The organism is Chitinimonas taiwanensis DSM 18899 (assembly GCF_900119825.1).
Lineage (GTDB): Bacteria > Pseudomonadota > Gammaproteobacteria > Burkholderiales > Chitinimonadaceae > Chitinimonas > Chitinimonas taiwanensis.
Window position 1 is genome coordinate 26,062 of sequence record NZ_FPKR01000010.1, and the last position, 24,603, is coordinate 50,664.

The 24,603-nt window shown below is 63.1% G+C and carries 25 protein-coding genes; 17 read left to right on the plus strand and 8 right to left on the minus strand.

Going from position 1 to position 24,603, the window contains the following annotated elements; translation table 11 throughout:
- Positions 1 to 3 precede the first annotated feature (3 nt).
- Together amaB and BT173_RS12805 are read right to left on the minus strand one after the other, a co-directional pair.
- Positions 4 to 1,563 (minus strand): L-piperidine-6-carboxylate dehydrogenase, encoded by a 1,560-nt coding sequence (amaB, locus tag BT173_RS12800; protein WP_084658554.1) that lies wholly within the window; start codon positions 1,561 to 1,563, stop codon positions 4 to 6.
- 214 nt (positions 1,564 to 1,777) lie between these two features.
- Positions 1,778 to 2,464: a carbohydrate-binding protein gene (locus BT173_RS12805; protein ID WP_139256153.1), complete on the minus strand. Its 687-nt coding sequence runs from the start codon at positions 2,462 to 2,464 to the stop codon at positions 1,778 to 1,780.
- Positions 2,465 to 2,620: 156 nt separating this feature from the next.
- Between BT173_RS12805 and BT173_RS12810 the strand changes: the two genes are divergently transcribed.
- From BT173_RS12810 to BT173_RS12860, 11 genes are all read left to right on the plus strand, one after another.
- Positions 2,621 to 2,884 carry a PepSY domain-containing protein gene (locus BT173_RS12810; protein ID WP_072429063.1) on the plus strand — a complete coding sequence of 88 codons (264 nt, stop codon included), beginning with the start codon at positions 2,621 to 2,623 and terminating at the stop codon, positions 2,882 to 2,884.
- Between the two features lie 16 nt (positions 2,885 to 2,900).
- Positions 2,901 to 3,455 (plus strand): cytochrome b/b6 domain-containing protein, encoded by a 555-nt coding sequence (locus BT173_RS12815; RefSeq protein WP_072429064.1) that lies wholly within the window; start codon positions 2,901 to 2,903, stop codon positions 3,453 to 3,455.
- An 8-nt stretch (positions 3,456 to 3,463) separates the two neighbouring features.
- Positions 3,464 to 5,437, plus strand: a complete 1,974-nt coding sequence (locus BT173_RS12820; protein WP_072429065.1) for an LTA synthase family protein — start codon at positions 3,464 to 3,466, stop codon at positions 5,435 to 5,437.
- An 83-nt stretch (positions 5,438 to 5,520) separates the two neighbouring features.
- Entirely contained in the window at positions 5,521 to 6,201 is a 681-nt protein-coding gene (locus tag BT173_RS12825) for a response regulator transcription factor (RefSeq protein ID WP_072429066.1), read from the plus strand.
- Positions 6,198 to 7,520, plus strand: a complete 1,323-nt coding sequence (locus BT173_RS12830) for an ATP-binding protein (protein ID WP_072429067.1) — start codon at positions 6,198 to 6,200, stop codon at positions 7,518 to 7,520. Before BT173_RS12825 ends, BT173_RS12830 begins: the two co-directional genes overlap by 4 nt.
- A gap of 498 nt (positions 7,521 to 8,018) precedes the next feature.
- Positions 8,019 to 8,687: a MarC family protein gene (locus BT173_RS12835; RefSeq protein WP_072429068.1), complete on the plus strand. Its 669-nt coding sequence runs from the start codon at positions 8,019 to 8,021 to the stop codon at positions 8,685 to 8,687.
- Positions 8,688 to 8,903: 216 nt separating this feature from the next.
- Positions 8,904 to 10,223 carry a hemolysin family protein gene (locus tag BT173_RS12840; RefSeq protein ID WP_072429069.1) on the plus strand — a complete coding sequence of 440 codons (1,320 nt, stop codon included), beginning with the start codon at positions 8,904 to 8,906 and terminating at the stop codon, positions 10,221 to 10,223.
- Positions 10,223 to 11,035, plus strand: a complete 813-nt coding sequence (locus BT173_RS12845) for a segregation and condensation protein A (protein WP_072429070.1) — start codon at positions 10,223 to 10,225, stop codon at positions 11,033 to 11,035. Before BT173_RS12840 ends, BT173_RS12845 begins: the two co-directional genes overlap by 1 nt.
- A 7-nt stretch (positions 11,036 to 11,042) precedes the next feature.
- Positions 11,043 to 11,603, plus strand: a complete 561-nt coding sequence (scpB, locus tag BT173_RS12850; protein WP_072429071.1) for an SMC-Scp complex subunit ScpB — start codon at positions 11,043 to 11,045, stop codon at positions 11,601 to 11,603.
- Positions 11,604 to 11,723: 120 nt separating this feature from the next.
- Entirely contained in the window at positions 11,724 to 13,994 is a 2,271-nt protein-coding gene (locus tag BT173_RS12855) for an HDOD domain-containing protein (RefSeq protein WP_084658557.1), read from the plus strand.
- A gap of 200 nt (positions 13,995 to 14,194) precedes the next feature.
- Positions 14,195 to 14,764 (plus strand): phasin family protein, encoded by a 570-nt coding sequence (locus tag BT173_RS12860; protein ID WP_072429073.1) that lies wholly within the window; start codon positions 14,195 to 14,197, stop codon positions 14,762 to 14,764.
- A gap of 52 nt (positions 14,765 to 14,816) precedes the next feature.
- Here BT173_RS12860 and BT173_RS12865 read toward each other — a convergent pair whose 3' ends face one another.
- On the minus strand, positions 14,817 to 15,512 hold the full coding sequence (locus BT173_RS12865) for a hypothetical protein (RefSeq protein ID WP_139256154.1): 696 nt from the start codon (positions 15,510 to 15,512) through the stop codon (positions 14,817 to 14,819).
- Positions 15,503 to 16,435, minus strand: coding sequence for a LysR family transcriptional regulator (locus BT173_RS12870; RefSeq protein WP_072429075.1), 933 nt, complete (start codon positions 16,433 to 16,435; stop codon positions 15,503 to 15,505). The genes BT173_RS12865 and BT173_RS12870 overlap by 10 nt, the downstream gene beginning before the upstream one ends.
- Positions 16,436 to 16,671: 236 nt before the next feature.
- Between BT173_RS12870 and BT173_RS12875 the strand changes: the two genes are divergently transcribed.
- Positions 16,672 to 16,965, plus strand: coding sequence for a hypothetical protein (locus BT173_RS12875; protein ID WP_072429076.1), 294 nt, complete (start codon positions 16,672 to 16,674; stop codon positions 16,963 to 16,965).
- 68 nt (positions 16,966 to 17,033) lie between these two features.
- Here the strand turns inward: BT173_RS12875 and fnr are convergent, their stop codons facing one another.
- Positions 17,034 to 17,783 carry a fumarate/nitrate reduction transcriptional regulator Fnr gene (gene fnr / locus BT173_RS12880; RefSeq protein WP_072429077.1) on the minus strand — a complete coding sequence of 250 codons (750 nt, stop codon included), beginning with the start codon at positions 17,781 to 17,783 and terminating at the stop codon, positions 17,034 to 17,036.
- A gap of 214 nt (positions 17,784 to 17,997) precedes the next feature.
- Here fnr and BT173_RS12885 point away from each other — a divergent pair, with 214 nt between their 5' ends.
- From BT173_RS12885 to BT173_RS12895, 3 genes are all read left to right on the plus strand, one after another.
- Positions 17,998 to 18,675, plus strand: a complete 678-nt coding sequence (locus BT173_RS12885; RefSeq protein WP_072429078.1) for a sulfite exporter TauE/SafE family protein — start codon at positions 17,998 to 18,000, stop codon at positions 18,673 to 18,675.
- Positions 18,676 to 18,678: 3 nt separating this feature from the next.
- On the plus strand, positions 18,679 to 19,149 hold the full coding sequence (locus BT173_RS12890; RefSeq protein WP_072429079.1) for a DUF7931 domain-containing protein: 471 nt from the start codon (positions 18,679 to 18,681) through the stop codon (positions 19,147 to 19,149).
- A 188-nt stretch (positions 19,150 to 19,337) separates the two neighbouring features.
- Positions 19,338 to 19,607 (plus strand): hypothetical protein, encoded by a 270-nt coding sequence (locus BT173_RS12895; protein ID WP_175545601.1) that lies wholly within the window; start codon positions 19,338 to 19,340, stop codon positions 19,605 to 19,607.
- Positions 19,608 to 19,725: 118 nt separating this feature from the next.
- Here the strand turns inward: BT173_RS12895 and aroC are convergent, their stop codons facing one another.
- The gene (gene aroC / locus BT173_RS12900) at positions 19,726 to 20,826 is read right to left on the minus strand and encodes a chorismate synthase (RefSeq protein ID WP_072429080.1); all 1,101 of its coding nucleotides are present in this window, start codon (positions 20,824 to 20,826) and stop codon (positions 19,726 to 19,728) included.
- A 252-nt stretch (positions 20,827 to 21,078) separates the two neighbouring features.
- On the opposite strand from aroC, the gene BT173_RS12905 reads away from it, so the two are divergent.
- Both BT173_RS12905 and BT173_RS12910 read left to right on the plus strand, forming a co-directional pair.
- Complete coding sequence (locus BT173_RS12905) at positions 21,079 to 21,780, plus strand: CoA transferase subunit A (RefSeq protein ID WP_072429081.1); 702 nt, start codon at positions 21,079 to 21,081, stop codon at positions 21,778 to 21,780.
- Positions 21,781 to 21,790: 10 nt separating this feature from the next.
- Positions 21,791 to 22,447: a CoA transferase subunit B gene (locus BT173_RS12910; protein ID WP_072429082.1), complete on the plus strand. Its 657-nt coding sequence runs from the start codon at positions 21,791 to 21,793 to the stop codon at positions 22,445 to 22,447.
- A gap of 66 nt (positions 22,448 to 22,513) precedes the next feature.
- Here BT173_RS12910 and BT173_RS12915 read toward each other — a convergent pair whose 3' ends face one another.
- Positions 22,514 to 23,635, minus strand: a complete 1,122-nt coding sequence (locus BT173_RS12915; protein WP_072429083.1) for an ABC transporter substrate-binding protein — start codon at positions 23,633 to 23,635, stop codon at positions 22,514 to 22,516.
- 260 nt (positions 23,636 to 23,895) lie between these two features.
- The gene (locus tag BT173_RS12920; RefSeq protein WP_072429084.1) at positions 23,896 to 24,510 is read right to left on the minus strand and encodes an FMN-dependent NADH-azoreductase; all 615 of its coding nucleotides are present in this window, start codon (positions 24,508 to 24,510) and stop codon (positions 23,896 to 23,898) included.
- Positions 24,511 to 24,603 lie beyond the last annotated feature (93 nt).

The following is a 24,603-nucleotide window of genomic DNA, read 5'->3' on the forward strand; positions in this document are numbered from 1 at the left end:
CGTTCAGCCCTGCCCGAAGCGTATGCCCTGGGCCAGCGGCAGGCTGTCGCCATAGTTGATGGTATTGCTGACCCGGCGCATATAGTTCTTCCACGCATCTGAGCCGGCCTCGCGGCCGCCGCCGCTGTCCTTTTCGCCGCCGAAGGCCGCGCCAATCTCGGCGCCGCTGGTGCCGATATTCAGGTTCACGATGCCGCAGTCCGAACCGGCCGGGCCGATAAAGGCCTCGGCTTCACGCAGGCTGTCGGTGAAGATGGCCGAGCTCAGGCCCTGGCTCACGCCATTGTTCAGGTCGATGGCATCGAGCAGTTCGCTATATGGCATCACATATAGAATCGGCGCGAAGGTTTCCTCGCGCACTACCGGCAAATTGCCGCGCACGCGCAGGAGGGCAGGGCGTACATAGTGGCCACCGGCCGGCACGCCGTCTTCCAGCCGGCCGCCGCCACTCAGGCGTACGGCGCCTTGCTGCTCGGCCGCCTGCAGTGCCTGCTGCATGGCCCAGTAGCTGTCGGCGTCGATCAGCGGGCCAACCAGCGTACCTTCCACTCGCGGGTCACCTACCGGCAGGCTGTCGAAGGCCTGGGTGAGGCGCGCACACACGGTGTCGATCACGCTGTCGTGCACGATGAGTCGGCGCAGGCTGGTGCAGCGCTGGCCGGCCGTGCCGGCGGCGGCAAACACGATGGCGCGCAGCGCCAGCTCCAGATCGGCACTTGGGGTCACAATCGCCGCGTTATTGCCGCCCAGCTCAAGCAGGCTGCGCCCTAGTCGTGCGGCCACCTGCTGGGCTACGCTGCGCCCCATACGGGTAGAGCCGGTGGCCGACAGCAGCGGCAGCAGCGGGTGGGCGGCCATGCGCTCGCCGGCCGCCTGCTCGCCCAGGATCAGCTGGCAGATATGCGCGGGCACCCGCTCGCTCAGCTCGTCCACGCTTTCTTCCACCACGCGCTGCAGGGCAATCGCGCATAGCGGGGTTTTTTCACTCGGCTTCCACACAACGGCATCGCCGCAGACCAGGGCCAGCATGGCATTCCATGACCACACCGCCATCGGGAAGTTGAAGGCGGTGATCACGCCTACCGCACCCAGCGGCAGCCATTGTTCCATCATGCGGTGCTGCGGGCGCTCGCTGGCCATGGTTAGGCCGTGCAGCTGGCGCGATAGGCCCAGCGCGAAATCGCAGATATCGATGCATTCCTGCACCTCTCCCTCGGCCTCGGCGACGATCTTGCCGGTTTCCAGGGTAATCAGCTGGGCAAGGGCGGCCTTGCGCTGGCGAATCTTGTTGCCGATGCAGCGCACCAGCTCGCCGCGCAGCGGGGCGGGCACACTGCGCCATTTCAGATAGGCGCCGTGTGCGGCTTCCACGGCATGGTTGACGAGGCCGGCGGTGGCTGGCGCGTAATGGCCGAGCAGGGCGCCATCAATGGGGGAGGGCATGGCGCGCAGTGGCGCATCGGCATAGTGGGCGGCGCCCGCCACCAGGGCAGACGGCCATTGTGGCTCGGCCGCCAAGTCAGATAGATGCAGGTCGGCAATCAGATCGGGCGGCAGCGGCATGCGGATTCCTTGGCGGACTGGGCTGCCGGTGCGATGGGCAGCAAGGCGAGTGGCACGAAGGCCTGCTGCGAGCATAGCGGCTTGCGCGCCACTTCTCTAGCCAGCCGGGCATGCGGCACTCGCTGCCCTATGCAGCGCGCCGGAAAGTGGGGCCGGCGCGCTGGGCCTGCCCGCGCAGGATCGATGCGCGCAGGCCGGTGGGGCGGGGGGGCGCTTAGTAAAGCGGGTAGTTGGCGCCGAAGTTATTGTCGTAATAGCTCTGGCCGTTCACCTTGTATTCGAGGTAGTACTGGCCTTGAACATTGGCCGGGAATTCAAACACCACCCGCCAGGTTTCCGCGCCATTGAGGTTGGGATTGCTATGGCTGCCGTAGCCGATGCTGAACGGCGTACCGCCATAACTGGCATTGACCACCGTGGCGCTGGCCCAGTTATTGGTGGTGTAAACCAGTTTGACTTCCTTATTCAGGGCAAGATTGCGCACATGGATCAAGCCATTGGCGATCTTGTTATTATTCAGGCCGGCCGCTACCGATAAGGAACCGCTGATTTGCTTGCCCCGACCCAAAAGTGGACCCTGGTCGAGAATGCGGTAATCCTGATTGTTATTATTGTCCCAGTATTCCACGCCATTCACTTTATATCGGACTGCGAATTTCTCACCCGGCTGCAGGCTGGCATGCGCGCTTAACCCACCAATCCATATTTCCTTATTGCTGCCGGCTGCGCGTTGGTAATAAAGCGGAATATCCACCCAGCTGCCATTTTGCTGCTGGCGGCGAATGGTGACTTCCTTGTTCGGGCCGAGGTTATCCACGGCCATAAATGCTTTTAGGGTGGGGTTTAATTGGCGAGACAGGCACGCGGCATATTCAGGCCGCCGGGCCAGCCTGTTCAACACGCACCCGCTTGCGCGGCACCTGGGCAAGTCATTGGCTGTTGAATCGAGCAAGCGCTCATCCGTTCTGGTGCGCCATGCCCAGCTTGGCCGGCTTAAGCTGGCTTTAAGCCTGCGGGCTTTTAATGCACTCCGTCATTCAACCCCAAGGAGTGCAGCATGAAAGCCGTTCTTACCCTGATCGCCCTGACCACCAGCCTGAGCGCCCTGGCCGCGCCCGATTGCACCAGCGAACCGAAGTCCAAGTGGATGCCGGAAGCCAAGCTGCAGGAGAAGCTCAAGGCCGAGGGCTACCAGATCAAGAAGTTCAAGGTGGAGGACAGCTGCTACGAAATCTATGGCCGCGACAAGGCCGGCAAGAAGGTCGAGATCTACTTCAACCCGGTGAACGGGGACGTGGTCAAGAGCAAGTCCGAGTCCTGAGCGGGGGCGCTGAATCATGCATACCAAGCCTGCACGCATCGCCGTCTGGGACCCACTGGTCAGGATCAGCCACTGGTTGGTGGCGCTGCTGGTGCTGGGGAATTTCCTGAACGAGGAAGGGGAGACCTGGCATCGCTATGCCGGCTACACCGTGTTGGGCTTGGTGCTGCTGCGCCTGCTATGGGGCGTGGTAGGCAGCCGCTATGCGCGCCTGAGCAGCTTCTGGCCGCGTCCGCGCCAGGTGCTGGCCTACCTGCGCGCGCTGCTGCAGGACCGCGCGCCGCGTTACCTCGGCCACAATCCGGCCGCCGCCGTGATGATGCTGGCCCTGTGGGCGAATCTGCTCGCGCTGGTGGCGAGCGGCTGGTTGATGGGCACCGATGCCTTCTGGGGCGAGGAATGGCTGGAAGACCTGCACGAGCTGCTGGCCAATGGCCTCCTGGTACTGGTTGGCCTGCATGTGGCGGCCGCCGTGTTCGAGAGCTGGCGCGAGCGTGACAATCTGATCGGCGCCATGGTGCATGGCAAGAAGCGCGCCCCGACCGCACACGATATCGCACCACACGACTGAGACTCGCCATGCTATCGATTCTGAACGCGCTGCCGGCCCAAGCGGGCAGCCAGCGCAGCCGACTGCCTGGCTGGCTTGCCCATCGTTTCGGCCCCTGGCTGCTGCTGCTGGCGCTGTTCGGGCTGTTCTCGCTGGGGATACGCCTTGCCCTCTTGCTGAAGACGGGCGCCCAGGCCGAACCCACGCCGCTGCACCTACTGCAGATATTCCTGCTCGGCAGCTATTTCGACCTGGCTGCCGCCAGCTATCTCTTCCTGCCGCTGGCACTGTGGCTGTTTGCGCTACCCGACCGTCTCTACCGCTGGCCGCCCTTGCGTTGGCTCTGGCTGGCCGGCTTTGCGCTATGGCTGTTCCTGCTGCTGTTCAGCGCAGCGGCGGAATGGACGTTCTGGGAGGAGTTTGGCAGCCGCTTCAACTTCATCGCCGTGGATTACCTGCTCTACACCCATGAGGTGATCGGCAATATCCGCGAGTCTTATCCGGTCGGCGCCATTCTGGCGGGCCTTGCTACCGCGGCGCTGTTGATCAGCCTGGCCCTGCGCCACGCCTGGTGGGCATCCCTGCAGGCGCCCTCGCATTACCGTGGCCGCGCGCCCTGGCTGCTGGTGCTGTGTGCCTTGCCGCTGCTGAGTTTCTACACCGTGGATGCGCGCCAGAAGGCGCTGTCGGACAACCGCTATGTGAATGCACTGTCGGGCAATGGTGTGTATGAGTTTTTCGCCGCCGCTTACAACAATGAGCTCGATTACCCGAGCTTCTACCGCACCCTGCCGCTTGATCAGGCCTTCGCGCGCCTGCGCCGTCAGCTGCCCACGCCGCACTCGCCCCTGGCCAGTACGAATCCACATGACCTGACCCGCCTGGTCGCCTATCCCGAGCCAGAGCAGCATCTGAATGTGGTGCTGATCTCGGTGGAGAGCTTGTCGGCCGACTTCATGGCCCGCTTTGGCAATACCCAGGGCCTGACGCCTAACCTGGATAGCCTGGCCCGCCAGGGCCTCCTGTTCACCCGCCTGTATGCGAATGGCACGCGCACCGTGCGCGGCCTGGAGTCGCTGGCGCTGTCGGTGCCGCCCACACCGGGCCAGTCCATCGTCAAGCGGCCGCAGCATGCCGGCCTGTTCTCGCTTGGCCAGGTGTTTGCGTCCAAGGGCTATGCGGCGCGTTATCTGTATGGCGGCTATGGCTATTTCGACAATATGAATGCCTTCTTCAGCGCGAATGGCTATCAGGTGGTCGATCGCAGCGCGATACCGGCCGTGCGCATCCATCACGAAAACATCTGGGGTGTGGCGGACGAAGACCTGTTCAGCCAGGCGCTGGATGAGGCGGATGCGGCTTACCAGGCCGGCAAGCCGTCCTTCATGCACATCATGACCACCAGCAACCATCGGCCCTTCACCTATCCGGATGGCCGCATCGATATCCCCTCGCACAGCGGTCGCGCGGGTGGGGTCAAGTACAGCGACTGGGCCATCGGCGATTTCATCGCACGGGCGCGCCAGAAGCCCTGGTTCGACGACACCGTGTTCCTGATCGTGGCCGACCATTGCGCGTCCAGTGCGGGCAAGAGCGATCTGCCGCTCAATCGCTACCATATTCCGGCCCTCATCTATTCGCCCAAGCATGTGGCGCCAGCCGAGTTCGACCGCTTGGCGAGCCAGATGGACCTTGCGCCCACATTGCTCGGCCTGCTGCGCTTTCGCTATACCAGCCGCTTCCTCGGCTACGATCTGTTCGATCTGCAGCCGGGGCGTGAGCGCGCGTTTATCGGCACCTACCAGGACCTCGGCTTTTTACGCGGCGAGCGTCTGGTCAAGCTCGATGCCCGCCACGGTGCGCAGCTGCTGAAGCCGAACGAGCAGGATGGCTCGGCTCAGCCCGCGCCGCCCGACCCCGAGCTGCTGGCCGATGCGATCAGCTGGTACCAGGCCACGGCCTGGGCCTATGGTCACGGCGGCCTGCGTTGGCAGGGAGGCTGAAGCGGCGCAAGTCGACGCTCAGCACCTCTCCCTCTTCACGTCGCGCGTTGCGCTGCGGCGCTTTTCCACCTAGCTTCCTGCCTATGCGTATCCTACTTGTTGAAGATGATGCCCTCTTGGGTGATGGCCTGCGCGCGGGCCTGGCCCAGTCCGGCTTTACCGTGGACTGGGTGGAGGACGGCATGGCGGCCGATGCGGCGCTCAGCGCGAACAGCTTTGCCGCCGTGGTGCTGGACTGGAACTTGCCGCGCCAGGATGGCCTGACCCTGTTGCGCCGCCTGCGTGGTCGGCGCGATGCGACCCCGGTGCTGATGCTGACCGCGCGTGATGTGCTGGAGGACCGGATTGCCGGCCTCGATGCCGGGGCCGACGATTACCTGATCAAACCGATTGCGATTGCCGAGCTGGCCGCCCGCCTGCGCGCGCTGACCCGCCGTGCTGCCGGGCGCAGCGAGCCGGTCTTCCGCCATGGCGCGCTGCAGCTGAACCCGGCCCAGCGCAGCGTGACCCTGGCCGAACAGCCGCTGGACTTATCGGCGCGCGAGTTCGACCTGCTGGCGCTGCTGATTGCCCAGCCCGGCCGCCCGATGTCGCGCGAGCAGATCGAGAATGCGCTGTATGGCTGGGGCGAGGAAGTGGAGAGCAATGCCATCGAGGTGCATGTGCACCATCTGCGCAAGAAGCTGGGCAGCGAATGGATCAAGACCCTGCGCGGGGTCGGTTATGTGCTCAAGCCCGCGCTTAAGCCCGAGAGCGAGGCATGATCCGCCGCTCCTTGCGCCAGCGCCTGATCGTCCTGCTGCTGGCGGTGCTGGCGCCAGTCTGGCTGCTGGTGGCGCTGCTCGCCTATCGCTACACGCTGCAGGAAGTGGACGAGCTGTTCGACCACCAGCTCGAACAGGTGGCTGCGACCTTCTTCCTGCTCGATCTGTCGCAGTTGCAGGCGGCCATTGATGCGCCTGGTTTTCAGCATTTCGATGGCGATGACGCGTTTGCCGCCCAGCTGTGGAGCCGCGACGGCCAGCTGCTACTGCGCGGCGAGTTCGCGCCACTGATTCCCTTCGACGCCCGCCCGCAGCGCCTGCAGACCCTGGCCCTGCAGGAGGAGAACTGGCGCGTGCTGCGCGTGCAGGAGCCGGCCAGTGGGCGCTGGCTGGCCGTAGCGCGCCCTCTGCACGAGCGCGACGAACTGGCGGCCGGCCTCGCCGTTGGCCTGGGTGTGCCCTGGCTGCTTTCGCTACTGTTGTTGGTTGGCCTGATCTGGTGGGCGATCGGGCGCGGCCTGGCGCCGCTGGCCGAGCTATCGCGCCAGATCGCTGGGCGGCGACCGGATGATCTGGCCCCGGTGGCGGCCGAAGCCACGCCGCTGGAGGCGGCGGCGCTGGTCAGCGAGATCAATCTGCTGCTGCGCCGCGTGGACGCCGCGCTGGAAGGCGAGCGGCGCTTCACCGCCGATGCCTCGCACGAGCTGCGCACCCCCTTGGCAGCGATTCGTGCCCAAGTGGAAGTGGCCGCGGCCGAACCGGACCCTGCTGCGCGCCAGCATGCTTTGCAGCAGGCGTTACTGGGCATTGCACGCGCCACGCGGCTGACCGAGCAGCTGTTGACCCTGGCGCGGCTCGATCATCTGGATGCCGTGCCAGATGCCGGCATGTGCGATCTGCACGCACTCGCGCGCGAGGCGCTGGTGCAGGCCAGCCCGCGTGCGCTGCAGGCCGGTGTGGACGTGGCCTTGGAAGGCGAGGCCGTCCAGGTGCGTGGCGCGCCCGAGCTGCTGAGCCTCGCGCTACGTAATCTGATCGACAACGCACTCGCCCATACGCCGGCCGGCGGCAGCCTGACCCTGCGCGTGCTGCAAGGGGGCGAGGGCGTGCAGTTGCAGGTGCAGGATAGCGGCACGGGTCTGCCGGCCGAGCAGCTGGCCCGCCTGGGCGAGCGTTTCTACCGCGCTGGCAGCCTGCGCCCGGGCAGCGGGCTTGGTCTATCCATCGTGCGGCGTGTCATGGCCTTGCACGGCGGCAGCGTGGCTTTCCACAGCCAGGCCGGCCTGTGCGCGACCTTGCACTTTCCCCCACAGCTTTGACCGCACAAGCCTGTGGGACGCATGTGGACAAGCGCGCCAAGGCACTGAAGCGACAGGTTTATTCGCTACTGCCTGAAATTTAAGCAAACGGGGTTTTTGGCCCAGTTGTGGGTGGAAATTGCCCTGAGATGGCGTGGGTGCTGGCTTTGCGCACAATTGCACACAGTGGCGCAGGGACAAGCATGTGGGTGAGCTGTGGGCAAGTTGCCCAAGTGACTGAGGCAAGGGCTATTTCTTGCTCTGCCTGTTTTTTAGGCATAGGGCTTGGCGGGCCCGGATAAGGGGTGCGCAGTGGACAAACCGGCTGCCAGCAAGCGGCGCCGCGCTGTTCTACACAGCCAAAGGGGCACAAGCCTGTGCACGGCCTGTGGATAGCTGCGCCAACTCACTGAGGAAAAGGCAGTTTGCCGGCCTGCCTGGTTTTTGAGCAGGCAGGCCAGGGTTCACAGCGGCGGCGCCCGCTGCCATCATCGCGACATTGCTCACCTTGTGGCCACCATGACCTACGACCTGATCGAGTTCATCAAAAGCATCCTGCTGGTGCTGACTGCTCTGCTGCCCATCATCAACCCCCCGGGCGGCGCGCCGATCTTTCTGTCCTACACCCAGGGCAGCAGTGACCGCGAACGCAAGATCATCGCCAAGCGCATTGCCATCAATGGCTTCTTCCTGCTGCTGGGCGCCATGTTCATCGGCACCTATGTGCTGAAGTTCTTCGGCATCTCACTGGCCGTGGTCAAGGTGGGTGGCGGCATGGTGGTGGCGGCCGCCGGCTGGAATCTGCTGAATGCCGAGGAAAACAGCCATGAACCGGCCGGCAACAAACCGGCCGATGGGGTGATTCTGCGCCGCGCCTTCTTCCCGCTGACCTTCCCCTTCACCATTGGCCCCGGCTCGATCTCGGTGGCGATCACCCTGGGTGCATCCTTGCGTTCGCGCGGCGGGATCGATGCGCTCAACCTTGCCGGCGGGGTGATCGGCATCCTCTTGCTGTGCACAGTGGTCTACTACAGCTACCGCTTCGCCAACCGCCTGCTGGCGCGGCTGGGCGAGACCGGCATCACGGTCTTCCTGCGCCTGTCGGCCTTCATCCTGCTGTGCATCGGGGTGCAGATTTTCTGGAATGGTGCATCCGAGCTGCTGCGCAGCGTGCTTAGCGGGGTGTGATTGACCCACAGCCAGCTGGGACAAGCCTGTGTGTCGCATGTGGATAAATCATGCAAGCGCTTGAATGAGCAGGACGCCGCTTAGCTTGCTGCAAATTTGGGCACCTGGCTGCTGTGCCGCCGAAAAAGCCGCATTTGGGGTGCGCTGCTGTGTAGTCTGCCCATTGCAGGCAGTGCGCGGTTACACTAGCGCCTTCGCCACAACCTGCCCCCCATAATGGAGATAGCCCTTTTACTCGGACTGATTTTGCTCAATGGCGTGTTCGCCATGTCCGAGATCGCCCTCGTCGCCGCCCGTCGCGCCCGTCTGCAAGTGCTTGCCGAATCGGGTGATGCCGGCGCCAAAGCCGCCATCAAGCTGGGCGAGAACCCCACCCGTTTCATGTCCACCATCCAGATCGGCATCACCTCCATCGGGGTGCTGAACGGTATCGTTGGTGAGTCGGCGCTGGCCGGCCCGTTTTCCACCTGGCTGGAAACCCTGGGCATGAATGCCGAAGCGGCAGATATGCTGGCCCTGGTGCTGGTGGTGGTCAGCATTACCTATATCTCCATCGTGGTAGGCGAGCTAGTACCCAAGCGCATCGGCCAGCTGAGCCCAGAGCCAATTGCCCGCTTGGTGGCTCGCCCCATGCAGTGGCTGGCCGCGCTGACCAAGCCCTTCGTACGCCTGCTGACCGCCTCGACCGAGCTGATCCTGCGCACGCTGGGGGTGCGTACCGATCAGACCAATCAGGTGACCCAGGAAGAAATTCACGCCCTGCTGGCCGAAGGCTCGGAATCGGGCGCCATCGAGCAGCACGAGCACGAGATGGTGCGCAATGTGTTCCGCCTGGATGACCGCCAGATCGGCTCGCTGATGACCCCGCGCTCGGAAATCGTCTTCCTCGATATCGAGGACGAGCACAAGCTGAACCTGGACAAGATTGCCGAGACTGATCACTCACGCTACCCGGTGTGCAAGGGTGGCCTGGATGAGGTGCTCGGTATTGCCACCGCCAAGCAGATTCTTGGTCAGACCCTGCGCGGTGAAACCGCTGAGTTCTCCACCCATCTGCAGCAGGTGGCCTATGTGCCGGAAACCCTGACCGGCATGGAGCTGCTGGAGAACTTCCGTACCACCTCGGTACAGATGGCGCTGGTGATCGACGAATACGGTGAAATCCAGGGCCTGGTCACGCTGCAGGACCTGCTGGAAGCGATTACCGGCGAGTTCAAACCGCATGACATCGAAGACGCCTGGGCCGTGCAGCGCGAGGATGGCAGCTGGCTCTTGGATGGCCTGATTCCGGTGCCGGAGCTCAAGGACAGGCTGGCGCTGCGCGAAGTGCCCGAGGAAGACAAGGGGCGCTATCACACCCTGGCCGGCATGCTGATGCTGTTACTGGGCCGCCTGCCACAGACCGCCGACAAGCTCGACTGGGGTGGCTGGATCTTTGAAGTGGTGGACATGGATGGCAAGCGCATCGACAAGGTGCTGGCCTCTCGTGATCCGAGCTTCGATACCAGCGAGACCGTCGAGGACGGCACCGACTGATGTCGCACCCGGCCGAGCCGATTGCGCTGCTGTTTGGCCAGCCGGTCACCGAGCTGCCCAGCGACCTCTACATTCCCCCCGATGCGCTGCGCGTGATGCTGGAGCGCTTCGAGGGGCCGCTCGACCTGCTGCTCTATCTGATCCGCAAGCAAAACCTCGACATCCTCGATATTCCCATGGCGCGGGTCACCGCCCAGTACATGGTGTATGTGGAAGCCATGCGCGTGCAGCAGTTGGAGCTGGCGGCGGAATACCTGCTGATGGCCGCCATGCTGATCGAGATCAAATCGCGCATGCTGCTGCCGCGCCAGACGGTGGTGGAGGGCGATGAACACGACCCGCGTGCCGAGCTGGTGCGCCGCCTGCTCGAATATGAACAGATGAAGCTGGCCGCTTACGAGATCGACCAGCTGCCGCAGGCCGGACGCGATTTCCGCTGGGCCGATGCTTGGTTCGACCGCGAGATGGTGGTCCAGCTGCCCGAGGTGACGCCGCTCGATCTCAAGCAGGCCTGGCTGGCGCTGTTGGCGCGCGCCAAACACACCAAGCACCACACCGTGCGTCCGGACGAGCTCAGCGTGCGCGAGCAGATGAGTGCCATCCTCAAGCTGCTGGCCGGCGGCGAATACCGCGAGTTCTCGCAGCTGTTCGATACCACGCGCGGCGTGCCGCTCCTGGTGGTCAGCTTTATTGCCGTGCTGGAACTGACCAAGGAAGGCCTGATCGCAGTGAGCCAGTCCGAACCCTATCAGCCCATCTATGTCCGCCTGGCCAGTGCCGAGGCGGCGATGCCCGCAGCCGAGGCGACCTAGTCCAGCCATGCAATCCAGCCTGCACGATCGTCAGCACATCCAGACCATCATCGAGACCGCCTTGCTGGTGTCGGCCGAACCGCTGAACCTGCACGATTTGAAGAAGCTGTTTGCCGAAGAGCTGCGCGCCGAGCTATTGCACGAGGTGCTGGAGGCGATTCAGCAAGCCTGGCAGGGCAAGGGGCTGGAGCTGGTCAAGCTGGCCAGTGGCTGGCGCTTCCGAGCCCGGCTCGAGTACCAGCCCTATCTGGAGCGGCTGAACCCGGAGAAGCCGCCGCGCTACTCGCGCGCGGTGATGGAAACGCTGGCCATCATCGCCTACAAGGGCCCGCTGACCCGTGGCGAGATCGAGGAGATCCGCGGCGTGGCGGTATCGACCCAGATCGTGAAGACCCTGGAGGAGCGCAACTGGATCGAAGTGGTCGGCCATCGCGAAACACCGGGCCGCCCTGGCCTGTATGCGACCACCAAGGCCTTCCTCGACGATATGGGCCTGAAGAGCCGTAGCGAACTGCCGCCACTGGCCGAACTGGGCCAGCTGATCGTGCCGGAAGTCGCCGACCAGTAGCGCAGCCCTGTGCGCGCAGCTCTGCTAGTCTTCACAGTATAAAAAGCAAGCCAGCCCCGCCTGAAGGCGATGCGGCGGCCGATAAACGACCAATAGGCAGTCCAGGAAGCTGCCGCCCGCATGATGGGCACCGGGATGGACCACGAGACGGTTTACACGCTGATCAGCGAGGCGGGGGCAAGCTGGTTGGCTCGCGCCGAAGAGGGCCATCTGGCCCTGCTCCTGCCCGATCCGGGCATACTGGATGAACACCCTGAAGTGCTGCCCGGCCACTCGGTGCTGGCGCCCCTGGAGGGGCGCGCGGAAATCGACGGCGAGCGCTGGCTCGCCTACCGCTGGCGCGATGGTGAGCGCCTGTCCGAGCGCCTAGCACTCGGGCCCTTGGGCACGGTAGCGGCGCTGCAATTACTGCTGCAGCTGCTGGAAGGCGCGGCCCATGCCCGTCTGCTCGGTTTTCCACTTGGCCGCCTGCGCGCCGAATATGTGCTGCTGGGCGATGACAAATCGGTCAGCCTGGCCGCCGTGCTGCCCAAGGGCAGCCCAGGCGAGCCGCCGCTGGCCGGCATGGCCGAGCTGCTGTTCCATACCCTGAGCGGCCAGCTACCGCGCCGCGATGAAGACGGCACGATTCCGCTGCTGTCCAGCTTCAGTCCCGAGATCGACCCGCGCCTCGAGGCCATTGTGGCCGGTGCCCTGGGTGATCCGGCCTATCCAGCCTGCGAGCACCTGCTTGATCTGCGCAGTGCGCTGACCGCCTATCTGACCGAGTTGGGCGAGCTAGATGAGGTAGTGCCCGAGGTGGACAACAGTCCGCTCGGCCGTCTGGTGCGGCGCATGGAGAACACCGATGATTTTCCGGCGCTGTCGCGCGCCATCGGCGCGATCAACCGCATCGCCGATGCCGATACCGAGAAGCTGCAATCCCTGGCCACCGTGATCCTGCGCGATTTCTCGCTGACCAATAAGGTGCTGCGCCTGGCCAACTCGGCCAGCTATAGCCAGTTTGGCGGTGGGGCGAGCACCATTTCGCGCGCCGTGATGGTGCTGGGTTTCGACACGGTCAAATCGCTGGCCATGACCCTGGTGCTGATCGAGCACCTGACCAATCGCGAGCAGGCCGGCGCTCTGAAGGAGGAGGTTGCCCGTGCCTTCTTCGCCAGTCTGATCTCGCGCAAGCTGGCCGAGCGTTGCGGCTACCGCGATCTGGAGGAGGCGCGTGTGGCCGGCATGTTCCACCTGCTTGGTCGCATGCTGACGCTGTTCTACTTCCACCGCGAGGCGCAGGAGATCGACCGACTAGTAGCGCAGGGCGAGGCGGAGACCTTCGCCGCCCAGCGCCTGATCGGTCTCAGCTATGCCGAGCTGGGCATGGGGGTGGCACGTAACTGGCATCTGCCCGACCGCCTGGTCAGCAGCATGGCACAGGAAAACAGCAAGCCGCGTCCGCCCCGCCATGACAGCGACTGGCTGCGGCTGTTTGCCAATGCGGGCGCCGGCCTGATGGCTGCGACCCTGGCTGAGGGCGAACCGGCGCGTTTCAAGGGCTTTCTGACCGTGCGCGACCAGCTGGGTGATGCGCTGCGCCTGAGCGAGCGCGAGCTGCGTATTGCTGTGGATGAGGCGAGCCGGGAGACGCTGCGCGAGGCGGGCGTATTTGGCCTGGAAGCGCAGGCCGATGGCGTGTTGTCGCGCCTGCGCCATCTGGCCGGCCTGCCCAGCCTGCCCGGCATGGCCAGCCAGACCGCAGCCGGCCTTGGCAGCGAGGAAGCGGCAGCGCTGGCGCCGCCCAGTCCGCCTGCCAGCGCGCCCGCTGCCGAAGCGGCGGGCCCAACGGCACTGCCGCTGGCGGTGCGTGACAGCGATAGACCCGAGGTGGTCGAGGCCTTGGCCAATTGCGTGCAGGAGGTGGCAGAGACACTGGTGGGCGAGTTCCGCCTCAATGATCTGCTGCGCATGATTCTGGAAACGCTGTATCGCGCACTGGGGGTGGAACGGGTGCTGATTGCTACCCGTAGCGTGCAGCGCAATGCCGTGGTCGGCCGTTTTGGTTTTGGCGCCGATATCGAGCAGTTCCTGCCGCGCTTCACCCTGCCGCTGGGCGATAGCGAGGATATGTTCCGCATCACCTTGGTCAAGAATGCGGATGTGCTGATCGAGGATATCGACAGCCCCTCGATCCGCGAGCGCATACCTGACTGGTTCCGTCAGAGCGGGCCGGGACGCACCTTCCTACTGATGCCGGTGGTGATAGACCGCAAGGTGGTTGGGACCTTCTACGCCGATCACTCGCAGCCGGCTGGTCTGGTGCTGGGTGCCAAGGAGTTGGCGCTGTGCAAGACCCTGCGTAATCAGGCGATTCTGGCCATTCGCCAGAAAACCCCGAATGCCTAGCGTGCGTCGCCGCATTAGCTTTTTTGCTCTACTTTGTAATGTATTGTTCTTCAATGGAAAATCAGTAGATTCTGGTCTTTGTGCGCTGCACAAAAAATGGTTGACGGGTCGAAATGGCCTGCCCATAATGGGTTCATGCTGCGGTGCGGAAAAGAGCGTGCACAGCCGCATATACCCACAGTCAGCCAGGAGAAGACCTTATGTTCGCTACTACCGATTTCGCCGCCTTTGGCCAAACCCAAGTTGAAAAATCGATTCGTCTGTCGAATATCGCCCTTGCCGGTGTGGAGCGCCTGGTTGCGCTGCAGCTGGATGTGGCCCGCGATCTGATTGCCGACAACACTGCTGCCGTCAAAGCTTTCTCCGAAGTGAAGGATTTCCAAGGCTTCATCGCCGTGCAGCAACAAATTTCCCAACCAGCAGTCGATAAGGCCCTGGCGGTTGCCAAGACCGTCTACGAAGCCACCAGCAGCGCACAGGCTGAGCTGGGTGCCTTCGTGGAAGAGCAGGTGGTCGAGTTCAACAAGGATCTGGTTTCCTCGCTCGACAAGGCTGTCAAGCAAGCGCCGGCTGGTTCCGAAATCATCGTGTCCGCCGTCAAGACGGCTGTGGCGACCGCCGCTTCGGCCTATGACACCGTGGCCAAGACCGCCAAGAAGGTAACCAGTGATTTCGCCGAAGCCGGTGTTGCTGCCGCCGAAACCTCGGCCAAGGCTGCCGCTGGCGTGGCCAAGACTTCGGCACGCAAGGCTGCTGCCGCTGCGGCTTAAGTCTGCATCGTCAAGACAGTTAGAAAAAGCCCACGCATTGCGTGGGCTTTTTTCATGGCGTTTCGGGCTGTTCGTTGGCCGGCCTGGGCATGCTGGCGTTCAGCCACAGCAGCAGGCTGGCCAGCTTACGGGCCGGTGATTTGCCGCTGTCGGCCAGGCCGGGCAGATCGATCGGCCATGCGGCTTGCGGCTGCAGGCTTTCGTAGCCTTCGTCCACGCTGGCGGCCAGATAGGCATTGGCCAGCCTGGCCAGGCGACTTTGCAGCTGGCGCTGGGCCAGCCAGAGCGGGTTGAAGCCGGTGCTGGCTGCCGATTGCATCAAGCCAGCCAGGCCCAGCAGTCCACCGCCGAGCTCGCTGGTTAGCTGGCCCAAAAAGGCCGGCGCATGCTGGCCACCGGCCTGCAGCCAGGCGCCAGGAGCTGGCGCCAGCGCATCGAGCACCGCCTGGGTAGCGCGCAGGCTTGGCGTTGGTCCACCAGCGATCAGCATATAGCCGTACTGCGCGGCGAAAGGGCTGTCCTGCCACAGCACGAGCACTGCGCTGACCGGCAGGCTGGCGGCCGACAAGGGGCCGAAATGCAGCACCAGATCATCTGGCTGCAAGGGCGGCAGCGTGTCGCCGGCGTGTAGCCATAGCCGCGCTGCATCGGGCGTGCCTGACCTCGTGCTGTCTGCCTGCTGCAACAGGCCCGCAGCCTGCAGGCGGCTTTGCATGGCCGCAGGCAGGCCATAAGCCATCAATCGCATACAGCCTCGTCCTGCTCGAGTTGTTCGCACAGGCGCTGCTTGACGCTATCGCTGCTCAAGTGTTCGAGAAACCATCGCAGTGCATTGCCGCGCGATTTGCTCGGCCAGGCCACGTTCAGCAGCGCAATCTGCTTTTCCTCCTCTGCCAGCAGCTCGATCAGCTGCCCACTAGCCAGATAAGGCGCGGCATTGCGGCGCGGCAGAAAACCCACGCCCAGGCCGGCTAGCTGGGCGGCCAGCTTGTCGCGTTGCGAGGCCACCGTTAGCGTAGGTTGGCCGGTCAACAGGCCGGAGGTGCGCGGCTGCAGCGTGCGCGAGCTATCGCCCACGCTGACCGCGCGGTGCGCACGTATCGTCTGCATCGGAATCGGTTGCGGCTCGCGCGCCAGCGGATGTTGCGGCGCCACCGCCAGCACGAATTCGACCTGCCCCAGCGGCTGGCTGCGAAAACCGCCGCCAGGTGGGGCCTCATCGGGCGCGCCAATCGCCAGATCGGCCCGACCGGTGTACAGCGCATCCCATACGCCGCCATAACCCTCGTGCAGAAAGCGCAGACGGGTCTCGCCGCCGATACGGTCGAAGGCGGCGACCGATTCAAGCAGCACATCAAAGTCGATCAGATCGCCAACGGCAATGCGCAGCTCGGGCTCCCAGCCGGTGGCAACGCGCTTGACGCGTGCTTCCAACGCCGCTGCCGCATCCAGCAGGGGGCGGCCCTCGCGTAACAGCTCCTGGCCGGCCGGTGTGAGCCGGGCCCGATGGCCGCTACGGTCGAAAATCAACACGTCCAGATCCTGCTCCAGTTTCTGGATCGTGTAGGTAATTGCAGAAGGAACGCGATGCAGTTCGCTGGCCGCGCTGGCGAAACTGCCTTTGCGGTCTATGGCATCCAGCACGATCAGGGCGTCGAGCGACAGGCGCATTTCAATGATTCCGAAGTAGTGGGACTCAGCATTCACAAGCCAGTGCTCTTCGGATTATGGTCGAGCTGGCCCGGTTTGCCGAAATATTCATCGAAACGCCTGAATGCATGCTGCGCTGCAGCACAAAAAATGTCTGTAGGTGATTGATCAATAGGGGTTTTCCATGGCGGTGGGGCGGAGTAGGATGCATCGCAGTTCCGGCGCTAGACTGGAACCCGATCGTGGAGACCTACCGCATGAAAATGAAGTCCATCCTGGTGCTGTGGCCGTCTTTTCTGGTTGCAGGCATCCTGAATAGCCTGTTCTTCACCTTGTTCGACCCCCTGGAGCTGATGCTGGGCAGCGAACCGCTGTTCGACAGCCGCGTCGTCGCCTATTCCTGCGGCTTCTTTATTTGCTGGCTGTTCGCCGGCCTGTCCAGCGGCCTGACGCTGTTCTTCGAACGCGATCGCAGCGAAATCAACCGCTACTGCCCGGTGGATTTCAACCATGCACCACAAGAAGACAAGCAGGCACACCTCGCACACTGAAGCACTCGGCGGATGCAAAACAAAAAAAGCGACCCGCGGGTCGCTTTTTTTGTTTAGAGGTCAAAGCCTTAGTGACTCTCGGTCGGTGCGCAGGCGCCCAGTAATGAGCGTATGGCGTTCAGGTCGAGCAGGTCGATCTGCTTGCCCTGCACCTTGATCAGGCCGTCTGCCTGGAAGCGCGAAAAGGTGCGGCTGACGGTTTCGAGCTTCAGGCCAAGATAGCTGCCGATTTCTTCCCGCGTCATGCGTAGATGGAAACCCTTGGCGGAGAAGCCACGCGCCTCGAGGCGTTGCGACATATTGAGCAGGAAGGCCGCCAAGCGTTCTTCGGCGCGCATATTGCCCAGCAGCAGCATCAGGCCCTGATCGCGCACGATCTCGCGACTCATTAGCTTGTAGAAATGCCGCGTCAGCGAGGGAATCTCGCGTGACAGGCTGTCCAGCTGCTGGAAGGGGAGCTCGCAGACTTCGCAATCCTCCAGCGCGATGGCCGTGCAAGCATGTTGGGTGCCGCCCAGCGCATCAAGGCCCAGCAGCTCGCCGGCCATGTGAAAGCCGGTGACCTGCTCGCGACCATCTTCGGCCAGTAGTGTGGTTTTGAAGAAGCCGGTGCGTACCGCATACAGCGAATGGAAGGGCTGACCGGCGCGGAACAGTGCTTCACCGCGCTTGACCGGAATGCGCTGACGGATGACCTCATCCAGCTGTGCCATTTCGTCGCGGGCCAAGCCCAGCGGCAGGCAGAGCTCGCGCAGGGAGCAGGCGGGGCAACCCGAGCGAAGTTCATGCAGTGGGATGAAGTCTGGGATACCAGTCATGGTGAGCGGCTTCGAAGCGATGGTCTAAGGCGAGAGTTTGATGGCTAAGTTCGGCATAAACAAGCCTGGGTGTTCCGCAGCGACGCAGCGCGGGCAGTCACAGGGCAGGCAGACTTCGCAAATCTCGGTGCAGGCCGCGTGAAGCAGCTAGCGGAATTAGGGCCGGCAAGCGTCGGGTTTGTCTGCAAGCCGCAGCACTTGATAAGCTCGGTCCATGTTCGAATCAACTTATCTACTTGGCTTGGCCGGCTGGTTGCTGGCCGGATTCCTGGGTGGTGTGCATTGCCTGGGTATGTGCGGTGGGCTGGCCGCTGCGCTGGGCTTGAATCTGGCGCAGGACCGGCGCTTCCTGCTACTACTGGTGGCGAATCTGGGCCGCATCAGCAGCTATACCTTGATAGGTGCACTGCTGGGTGGCGTGGCGGCTGGCCTGGCGCTGCTGCCTTGGGCCAATCTGCTTCAGCAACTGCTGTATCTGCTTTCGCTTGCGCTACTGATCCTGCTGGGCTGCTATCTGGCCGGCTGGCTATCGTGGTTGACGCGCCTGGAACGCATGGGCCAGCCGCTGTGGCGACGTTTACAGCCGAGGTTGGCTGGCTTGCTGCCTGTGGATAGTCTGTACAAGGCCTATCTGGCCGGTGCCCTGTGGGGCTGGCTGCCTTGTGGCCTAGTTTATACGGCGGCTACCGGTGCCCTGGCCAGCGGCTCGGCCTGGAAAGGGGCGGCAACCTTGCTGGCTTTTGGGCTGGGCACTTTGCCCAATCTGCTCGCCATGGGTGTTGCGGCCAGCCAGCTGAACCGAGTCCGCCAGCAACCCTGGCTGCGGCGCCTAGCCGGTGGTCTGCTGGCGGGTTATGCCGTGTTTGCCTTGATACGTTTTCTGATGGGGTAGTCCATGTCCGCCATACGTTTTGACAGCCTGCATGATTACCAGCAGCAAATTGCCCAGGCCTGCACCACAGCACAGCGCCAGATTCTGTGGTTCGATGATGATCTGAGCGATACCGCAGCTGATAGTTTGGAGCTGGCGACCCAGCTTAAACGTTTGCTGGTGGGGTCGTCGCTGGCCAAAGTGCAGATACTGCTGAACGACGACGCTTGGTTCTGGCGAAAATGCCCACGATTGCAGCAGTTGCTGAATATATATGGGCATGCATTTGAATTGCGCCTGAGCAATGAAATTGATAAAGGCGCGGGTGAGCGTTTTTTACTGACTGAGCAAAGCGTCGTGCGTATTTTTCATAGCGAGAGCCTGCGCGGCGAAGCCAGTGATCATGCCGGTAGCCGCAGCCTTTGCCTGCAGCGTTTCGAGGCCTTGTGGCTGCGCGCCGAGCCGCCGAGCGAAGGGCGGCGACTGCATATTTAGCCCTGTGCGGACAGTGAATGCTGCACTGCAATTTGCTACTAGTTTTTTCCAAAAAAGCTGCTAGAATTTTGCCGTCGGTCGAATTTGATGCGTCAAAGGTTTCAAAGCCCTCGATCAACGGTCGATTGCTTTACAAGTGTTGTTAAAACTCACCTCTACTAAGGTAAAAATCATGAACAAGCTCCTCGTTGCTGCTCTTATCGCCCTGGGTCTGGCTGCTTGCGGTCAAAAGGAAGAAGCTCCTGTTGAAGCCCCGGCTGTTGAAGCTCCTGCTGCTGAAGCTCCTGCTGCTCCGGCCGCTGACGCTGCTGCTCCGGCCGCTGACGCTGCTGCTGCTCCGGCTGCTGACGCTGCTGCTGCTCCGGCCGCTGACGCTGCTGCTGCTCCGGCTGCTGACGCTGCTGCCGCTCCTGCTGAAGCTCCGAAGCAGTAATTCGGCTTCGCAAGCGATTGCATGAAAAGCCGGCCCTTGGCCGGCTTTTTGTTTGCCTGTCGTGTGTGGGTTGGTTGCGATGCAGCCAACAAAAAAGGACGCCCTGGCGTCCTTTTTTGCATTCAAGTGCGTAGCTACTTATCTCAGGCGATGCGCCCGGGGATGCGGGGTGTATCCACCTGGACATCGGCATTCTGGGCGCGGTGACGTAATGCGTGGTCAATCAGTACCAGCGCCAGCATCGCTTCGGCGATCGGGGTGGCGCGTATACCGACACAGGGGTCGTGGCGACCGGTGGTGGCCATCTCCACGGCATGGCCGGCCTTGTCGATCGAGTTGCGTGGCTGGGGAATGCTCGAGGTGGGCTTGAGTGCCAGGCTGACGCGGATGTCCTGGCCGGTGGAGATCCCGCCCAGCACGCCGCCCGCGTGATTGCTGGCGAAGCCGGCCGGGGTCAGCTCATCGCCGTGTACGCTGCCACGCTGGGCCACGGTGTCGAAGCCGTCGCCGATTTCCACGCCCTTGACCGCATTGATGCTCATCATCGCATAGGCAATATCGGCATCCAGGCGGTCGTAAACCGGCTCACCCCAGCCTACTGGCACGTTCTCGGCCACCACCTCGATCTTGGCGCCGACCGAGTCGCGCTCGGCGCGGATCTGGTCCATATAGCTTTCCAGCTGCGCGATCACTTCGTCGTTCGGAGCGAAGAAGGCATTCTGGTCCACATGCTGCCAGGCCTTGAAGGCGATGGTGATCTCGCCCAGTTGGCTCATATAGCCGCGGATTTTCACCCCATAGCGCTCCTTCAGCCATTTCTTGGCGATGGCGCCGGCCGCCACGCGCACGGCGGTTTCCCGCGCCGAGCTGCGTCCGCCGCCACGGTAGTCGCGGATGCCGTATTTGTGCCAATAGGTGTAATCGGCGTGGCCGGGACGGAAAGTGTCGACGATCTTGCCGTAGTCCTGGCTGCGTTGGTCCTGATTGCGGATCAGCAGGCCGATAGGCGCGCCGGTGGTCTTGCCCTCAAAGACGCCGGAGAGAATCTCCACCGTGTCCGGTTCCTTGCGCTGGGTCACATGCCGGCTGGTGCCGGGCTTGCGGCGATCGAGTTCGGCCTGGATATCGGCCTCGCACAGAGCGAGGCCAGGTGGGCAGCCGTCGACCACGCAGCCAATGGCTGGGCCGTGGCTTTCGCCAAAGGAGGTGACGGTAAACAGCAGACCCAAGGAACTACCCGACATTGCTGGCCTCTTTGATTCGATCGCGTGGAATGCAAACTGGCCTCGCGCACAGGGCCAGACTGGCATGGATGGGCACAAGTTTATCACAGCGGGCAGTCTGAACTGCCCGCTGGCACTGGCGTTCAGCCTGCTTTGCCATGCTAGAATCCAAGTTGACGTTAACGTCAATACGCCGGTCCAATAGCGCGGCAGATGACGCTGAGAGCGCATGCCATAGCGAGCGGGACGACCCGCAAAACAGGAGACAGACAGATGTCAGGGTTCAATAAGGTGGTAGCCACCCATGCCGAGGCATTGGCGGGCTTGGTCGACGGCATGACCGTCATGGTAGGTGGCTTTGGCCTGTGCGGGATTCCCGAAGGCCTGATCCGTACCGTGTACCAGAACGGCCAGAAGGGCCTGACGGTGATTTCCAATAATGCCGGTGTGGATGGTTTTGGCCTTGGCCAGTGGCTGGAGAAGCGCCAGATCAAGACCATGATCGCCTCCTATGTGGGCGAGAATGCGCTGTTCGAACAGCTGCTGCTCTCGGGTGAGATGGAAGTGATCCTGACCCCGCAGGGTACGTTGGCCGAGAAGATTCGTGCCGGTGGCGCCGGCATTCCGGCCTTTTACACCGCGACCGGCTATGGCACCCAGGTGGCCGAGGGCAAACCGACCGCCGAATTCGACGGGCGCATGTATGTGCAGGAGCGCTCACTCACGGCTGATTTTGCGCTGGTGCGCGCCTGGAAGGCTGACGAGTACGGCAATCTGGTGTTCCGTAAGACGGCGATGAACTTCAATCCGATGATGGCCACTGCTGGCCGCATCACGGTGGCGGAAGTGGAAGAGATCGTGCCGGCGGGCTCGCTCGACCCCCAACAGATCCACACCCCAGGCATCTATGTGCAGCGTGTGGTCAAGGGCCAGTTCGAGAAGCGCATTGAACAACGTACCGTCCGCAAGGCTTGAGGAGAGCACCATGGCACTGAACCGCGAACAAATCGCCATGCGCGTCGCCCAGGAACTGCGCGACGGCTATTACGTGAACCTGGGCATCGGTATTCCGACCCTGGTGGCCAACTATATTCCGGCTGGCATGCAGGTCATGCTGCAGTCGGAAAACGGCTTGCTGGGCATGGGGCCGTTCCCGACCGAGGATGAGGTGGATGCCGATCTGATCAATGCCGGCAAGCAGACCGTGACCACGATTCCCGGTGCGGCGTTTTTCAGCTCGGCCGAGTCGTTTGCCATGATACGGGGGGGGCATGTCGACCTGACCGTGCTGGGCGCTTTCGAAGTGGATGTGCACGGCAGCATTGCCAGCTGGATGGTGCCGGGCAAGCTGGTCAAGGGCATGGGCGGGGCGATGGACCTGGTAGCGGGCGCACGCAATATCGTGGTGACCATGCAGCACACCGACAAGGCCGGCAATTCCAAGCTGCTGCCCAGCTGCAGCCTACCGCTGACCGGGGTGAACTGCATCCGCAAGGTGGTGACCGATCTGGCCGTGCTCGATATTGCCGATGGGGCTTTCCATCTGCGTGAGCGCGCACCGGGCGTCAGCGTGGAAGAGATCGTCGCCAAGACGGCCGGTCGCCTGATCGTGCCGGCCGAGGTGCCGGAGATGCGCGTGTAAGCGCGCTGGCGCAGCAAGCAAAAGGCCACCTCGCGGTGGCCTTTTGCTTTGCAAGACGATCAGGGCTTAGCGGATCAGCTCGCCGCTTGGGCCGATCACTGTCACTTCCACGAACTTCGAACCCACGCGCTGGTTGGGGCCGAAGGCGAGGCGGAAGCCACCCATATTCAGATTGCCGATGCCTTCGAGTGCGCTGATCAGCGCTTCGCCACTCAGATTGTTCTTGTTCATATTGCCCAGCGCTTCGGTGAACAGGCGGGCGGCAATGTAGTACTCGAACTCGATATAGCCGAGCTTGAGCTTGTTGCGCTTCACAAAGGCGCGGTATTCCTTGGCCAGCTGCGAGGAATCGGCAAAGATATAGGGCATGACCTGGCTGATGCCGGTGCCGCGTGCTGCATCCAGACCGGCCGTGGCGATCAGCTCCTTGGCGCCGACCACCGACACCGTGTAGATCTGTGCCATGCCGCCCGCCTTGCGATAGGCCTTCAGGAAGCTACCTACCGCATCATCGGTGCCCAGGGCCAGAATCGCGCTCGGGTTCTGCTCATTGATCGCCTTGACCGCGGCATCCACATTGACGGTGTTCTTCTCGTAGGCGCCGGTCGCCACCACCTCCAGATTGTTCTTGCGCGCTTCTTGGCGGGCCGAGAACAGGCCGAACTTGCCGTCCGGGTCGTTCTGGTAGAACACGCCGACGCGCTGGTGACCAAGCGAGGCCATCTGCTGGGCCAGCTTATTCATCTCGTCTGGCCAGGCGGCGCGCAGATGGAACATCCAAGGGTTGCTGCGCAGGGCTGGTGCCCCGGAGATCGGTGCGATCAGCGGGATCTTGGCGTCGGACAGGATGTTTTGCTTGAGCAGTTCGAGCGGACCGGCCGAACCACCGGCGCCCAGCATGGCAATCGGATTGTGCTGCTGGATGATGCGGCGGGTTTCTTCGGCATGCTTTTGCGGATTGAAGGCATCGTCGCCATACACCATCTTCACTTTGATGCCGTTGACGCCAGCCTTCTTATTGAACTCGGCGAAATAGGCGTCCAGCGTCTGTTCGGCGCTTTCAGCCAATTCCTTCAGCTGGCTGCTGACCGGGCCGACATGGCCGACCGTGACCACTTCGGCCTGGGCCGGGGCAAGCAAGAGTGCGCTGGCCAGGACGGCGAGCAGGGGGCGTAGCGTAAGACGCATAAGGTAAATCTCCTGAAACGGGACGACGCGAGCACAGGGCGCTAGTCATTTGAATCTGCTAGCAATTTCTCCTGAGCAAGCGCTCGGACGCGCGATTCTAGAGGAATGACCCGCCTCGGTCATGGTGAATCGACTGTTAGCTCTACCATCCGCTGTCGCGCCCATTTCTGCTGCGCCAGATGCAACAAAACGGGGCGCAAGGGCCCCGTTTTGATGGCTGGGCTGGGTGCTGATGCCCAACCGTGAAGCATAACCCCGACTCAGGCGCTGGCCGTCTCGAACAGTGCGTCGATCTGTTGGCGTGCCTGGGTGAAGGCCGCTTCGCGCGCTTCCGGACCCATGCTCAGACCGTGCGCATGTACGACCTGCACATTGCTGATGCCGACAAAGCCGAGCACGAACTTCAGGTAGTCCTCGTGGGCCGCGGCGCTGGGCTGGCCGACATGGTTGCCACCTGCGGTGGACACGATGATCACCCGCTTGCCGCCGGCCAGGCCTTCCGGGCCGTTCGCGCCGTACTTGAAGGTCTTGCCGGCCACGGTGACGCGGTCAATCCAGGCCTTGAGTTGGCTGGGGATAGCGAAGTTGTACATCGGTGCGCCGATCACGATCGCATCGGCGGCCAGGAATTCATTCAACACGCTTTCCGACAGCGCAGCCTCGTGGGCCTGGGCGGCATCGCGCAGCTCGGCCGGCGTGCCGTTGGCACCCAGGGTAAAGCCCGAGAACTGTGCGAGCGCATCGCCAGCCAGGTCGCGGTAGCTGACTTGCAAATCGGGCTGGGCGGCGCGCCAGGCGTTCACCACTTCACGGCTCAGTTGGCGCGAAGCCGAGGCGTCGCCGAGGATGCTGGAATCGATATGGACGAGTTTCATGCTGTTCTCCGGTTTGGGTCGCCAAGGCCGGCGACTTGCTTGGGGCGAATACTATGTGTGGTGCGAATAGGCGACTAGCTGGCTAAAATGCGA

Bases quoted from the DNA above. Each gene is read 5' to 3' on its own strand.
- BT173_RS12810 (WP_072429063.1), top strand. From the start codon at position 2,621: ATGAAAGCCGTTCTTACCCTGATCGCCCTGACCACCAGCCTGAGCGCC.
- BT173_RS12835 (WP_072429068.1), top strand. From the start codon at position 8,019: ATGACCTACGACCTGATCGAGTTCATCAAAAGCATCCTGCTGGTGCTG.
- BT173_RS12885 (WP_072429078.1), top strand. From the start codon at position 17,998: ATGTTCGAATCAACTTATCTACTTGGCTTGGCCGGCTGGTTGCTGGCC.
- aroC (WP_072429080.1), bottom strand. From the start codon at position 20,826: ATGTCGGGTAGTTCCTTGGGTCTGCTGTTTACCGTCACCTCCTTTGGC.
- BT173_RS12875 (WP_072429076.1), top strand. From the start codon at position 16,672: ATGAAAATGAAGTCCATCCTGGTGCTGTGGCCGTCTTTTCTGGTTGCA.
- BT173_RS12840 (WP_072429069.1), top strand. From the start codon at position 8,904: ATGGAGATAGCCCTTTTACTCGGACTGATTTTGCTCAATGGCGTGTTC.
- BT173_RS12915 (WP_072429083.1), bottom strand. From the start codon at position 23,635: ATGCGTCTTACGCTACGCCCCCTGCTCGCCGTCCTGGCCAGCGCACTC.
- BT173_RS12870 (WP_072429075.1), bottom strand. From the start codon at position 16,435: ATGCGCCTGTCGCTCGACGCCCTGATCGTGCTGGATGCCATAGACCGC.
- BT173_RS12855 (WP_084658557.1), top strand. From the start codon at position 11,724: ATGATGGGCACCGGGATGGACCACGAGACGGTTTACACGCTGATCAGC.
- BT173_RS12825 (WP_072429066.1), top strand. From the start codon at position 5,521: ATGCGTATCCTACTTGTTGAAGATGATGCCCTCTTGGGTGATGGCCTG.
- BT173_RS12910 (WP_072429082.1), top strand. From the start codon at position 21,791: ATGGCACTGAACCGCGAACAAATCGCCATGCGCGTCGCCCAGGAACTG.
- BT173_RS12890 (WP_072429079.1), top strand. From the start codon at position 18,679: ATGTCCGCCATACGTTTTGACAGCCTGCATGATTACCAGCAGCAAATT.
- scpB (WP_072429071.1), top strand. From the start codon at position 11,043: ATGCAATCCAGCCTGCACGATCGTCAGCACATCCAGACCATCATCGAG.
- BT173_RS12820 (WP_072429065.1), top strand. From the start codon at position 3,464: ATGCTATCGATTCTGAACGCGCTGCCGGCCCAAGCGGGCAGCCAGCGC.
- BT173_RS12920 (WP_072429084.1), bottom strand. From the start codon at position 24,510: ATGAAACTCGTCCATATCGATTCCAGCATCCTCGGCGACGCCTCGGCT.
- BT173_RS12865 (WP_139256154.1), bottom strand. From the start codon at position 15,512: ATGCGATTGATGGCTTATGGCCTGCCTGCGGCCATGCAAAGCCGCCTG.
- BT173_RS12830 (WP_072429067.1), top strand. From the start codon at position 6,198: ATGATCCGCCGCTCCTTGCGCCAGCGCCTGATCGTCCTGCTGCTGGCG.
- BT173_RS12845 (WP_072429070.1), top strand. From the start codon at position 10,223: ATGTCGCACCCGGCCGAGCCGATTGCGCTGCTGTTTGGCCAGCCGGTC.
- fnr (WP_072429077.1), bottom strand. From the start codon at position 17,783: ATGACTGGTATCCCAGACTTCATCCCACTGCATGAACTTCGCTCGGGT.
- BT173_RS12815 (WP_072429064.1), top strand. From the start codon at position 2,901: ATGCATACCAAGCCTGCACGCATCGCCGTCTGGGACCCACTGGTCAGG.
- BT173_RS12905 (WP_072429081.1), top strand. From the start codon at position 21,079: ATGTCAGGGTTCAATAAGGTGGTAGCCACCCATGCCGAGGCATTGGCG.
- BT173_RS12860 (WP_072429073.1), top strand. From the start codon at position 14,195: ATGTTCGCTACTACCGATTTCGCCGCCTTTGGCCAAACCCAAGTTGAA.
- amaB (WP_084658554.1), bottom strand. From the start codon at position 1,563: ATGCCGCTGCCGCCCGATCTGATTGCCGACCTGCATCTATCTGACTTG.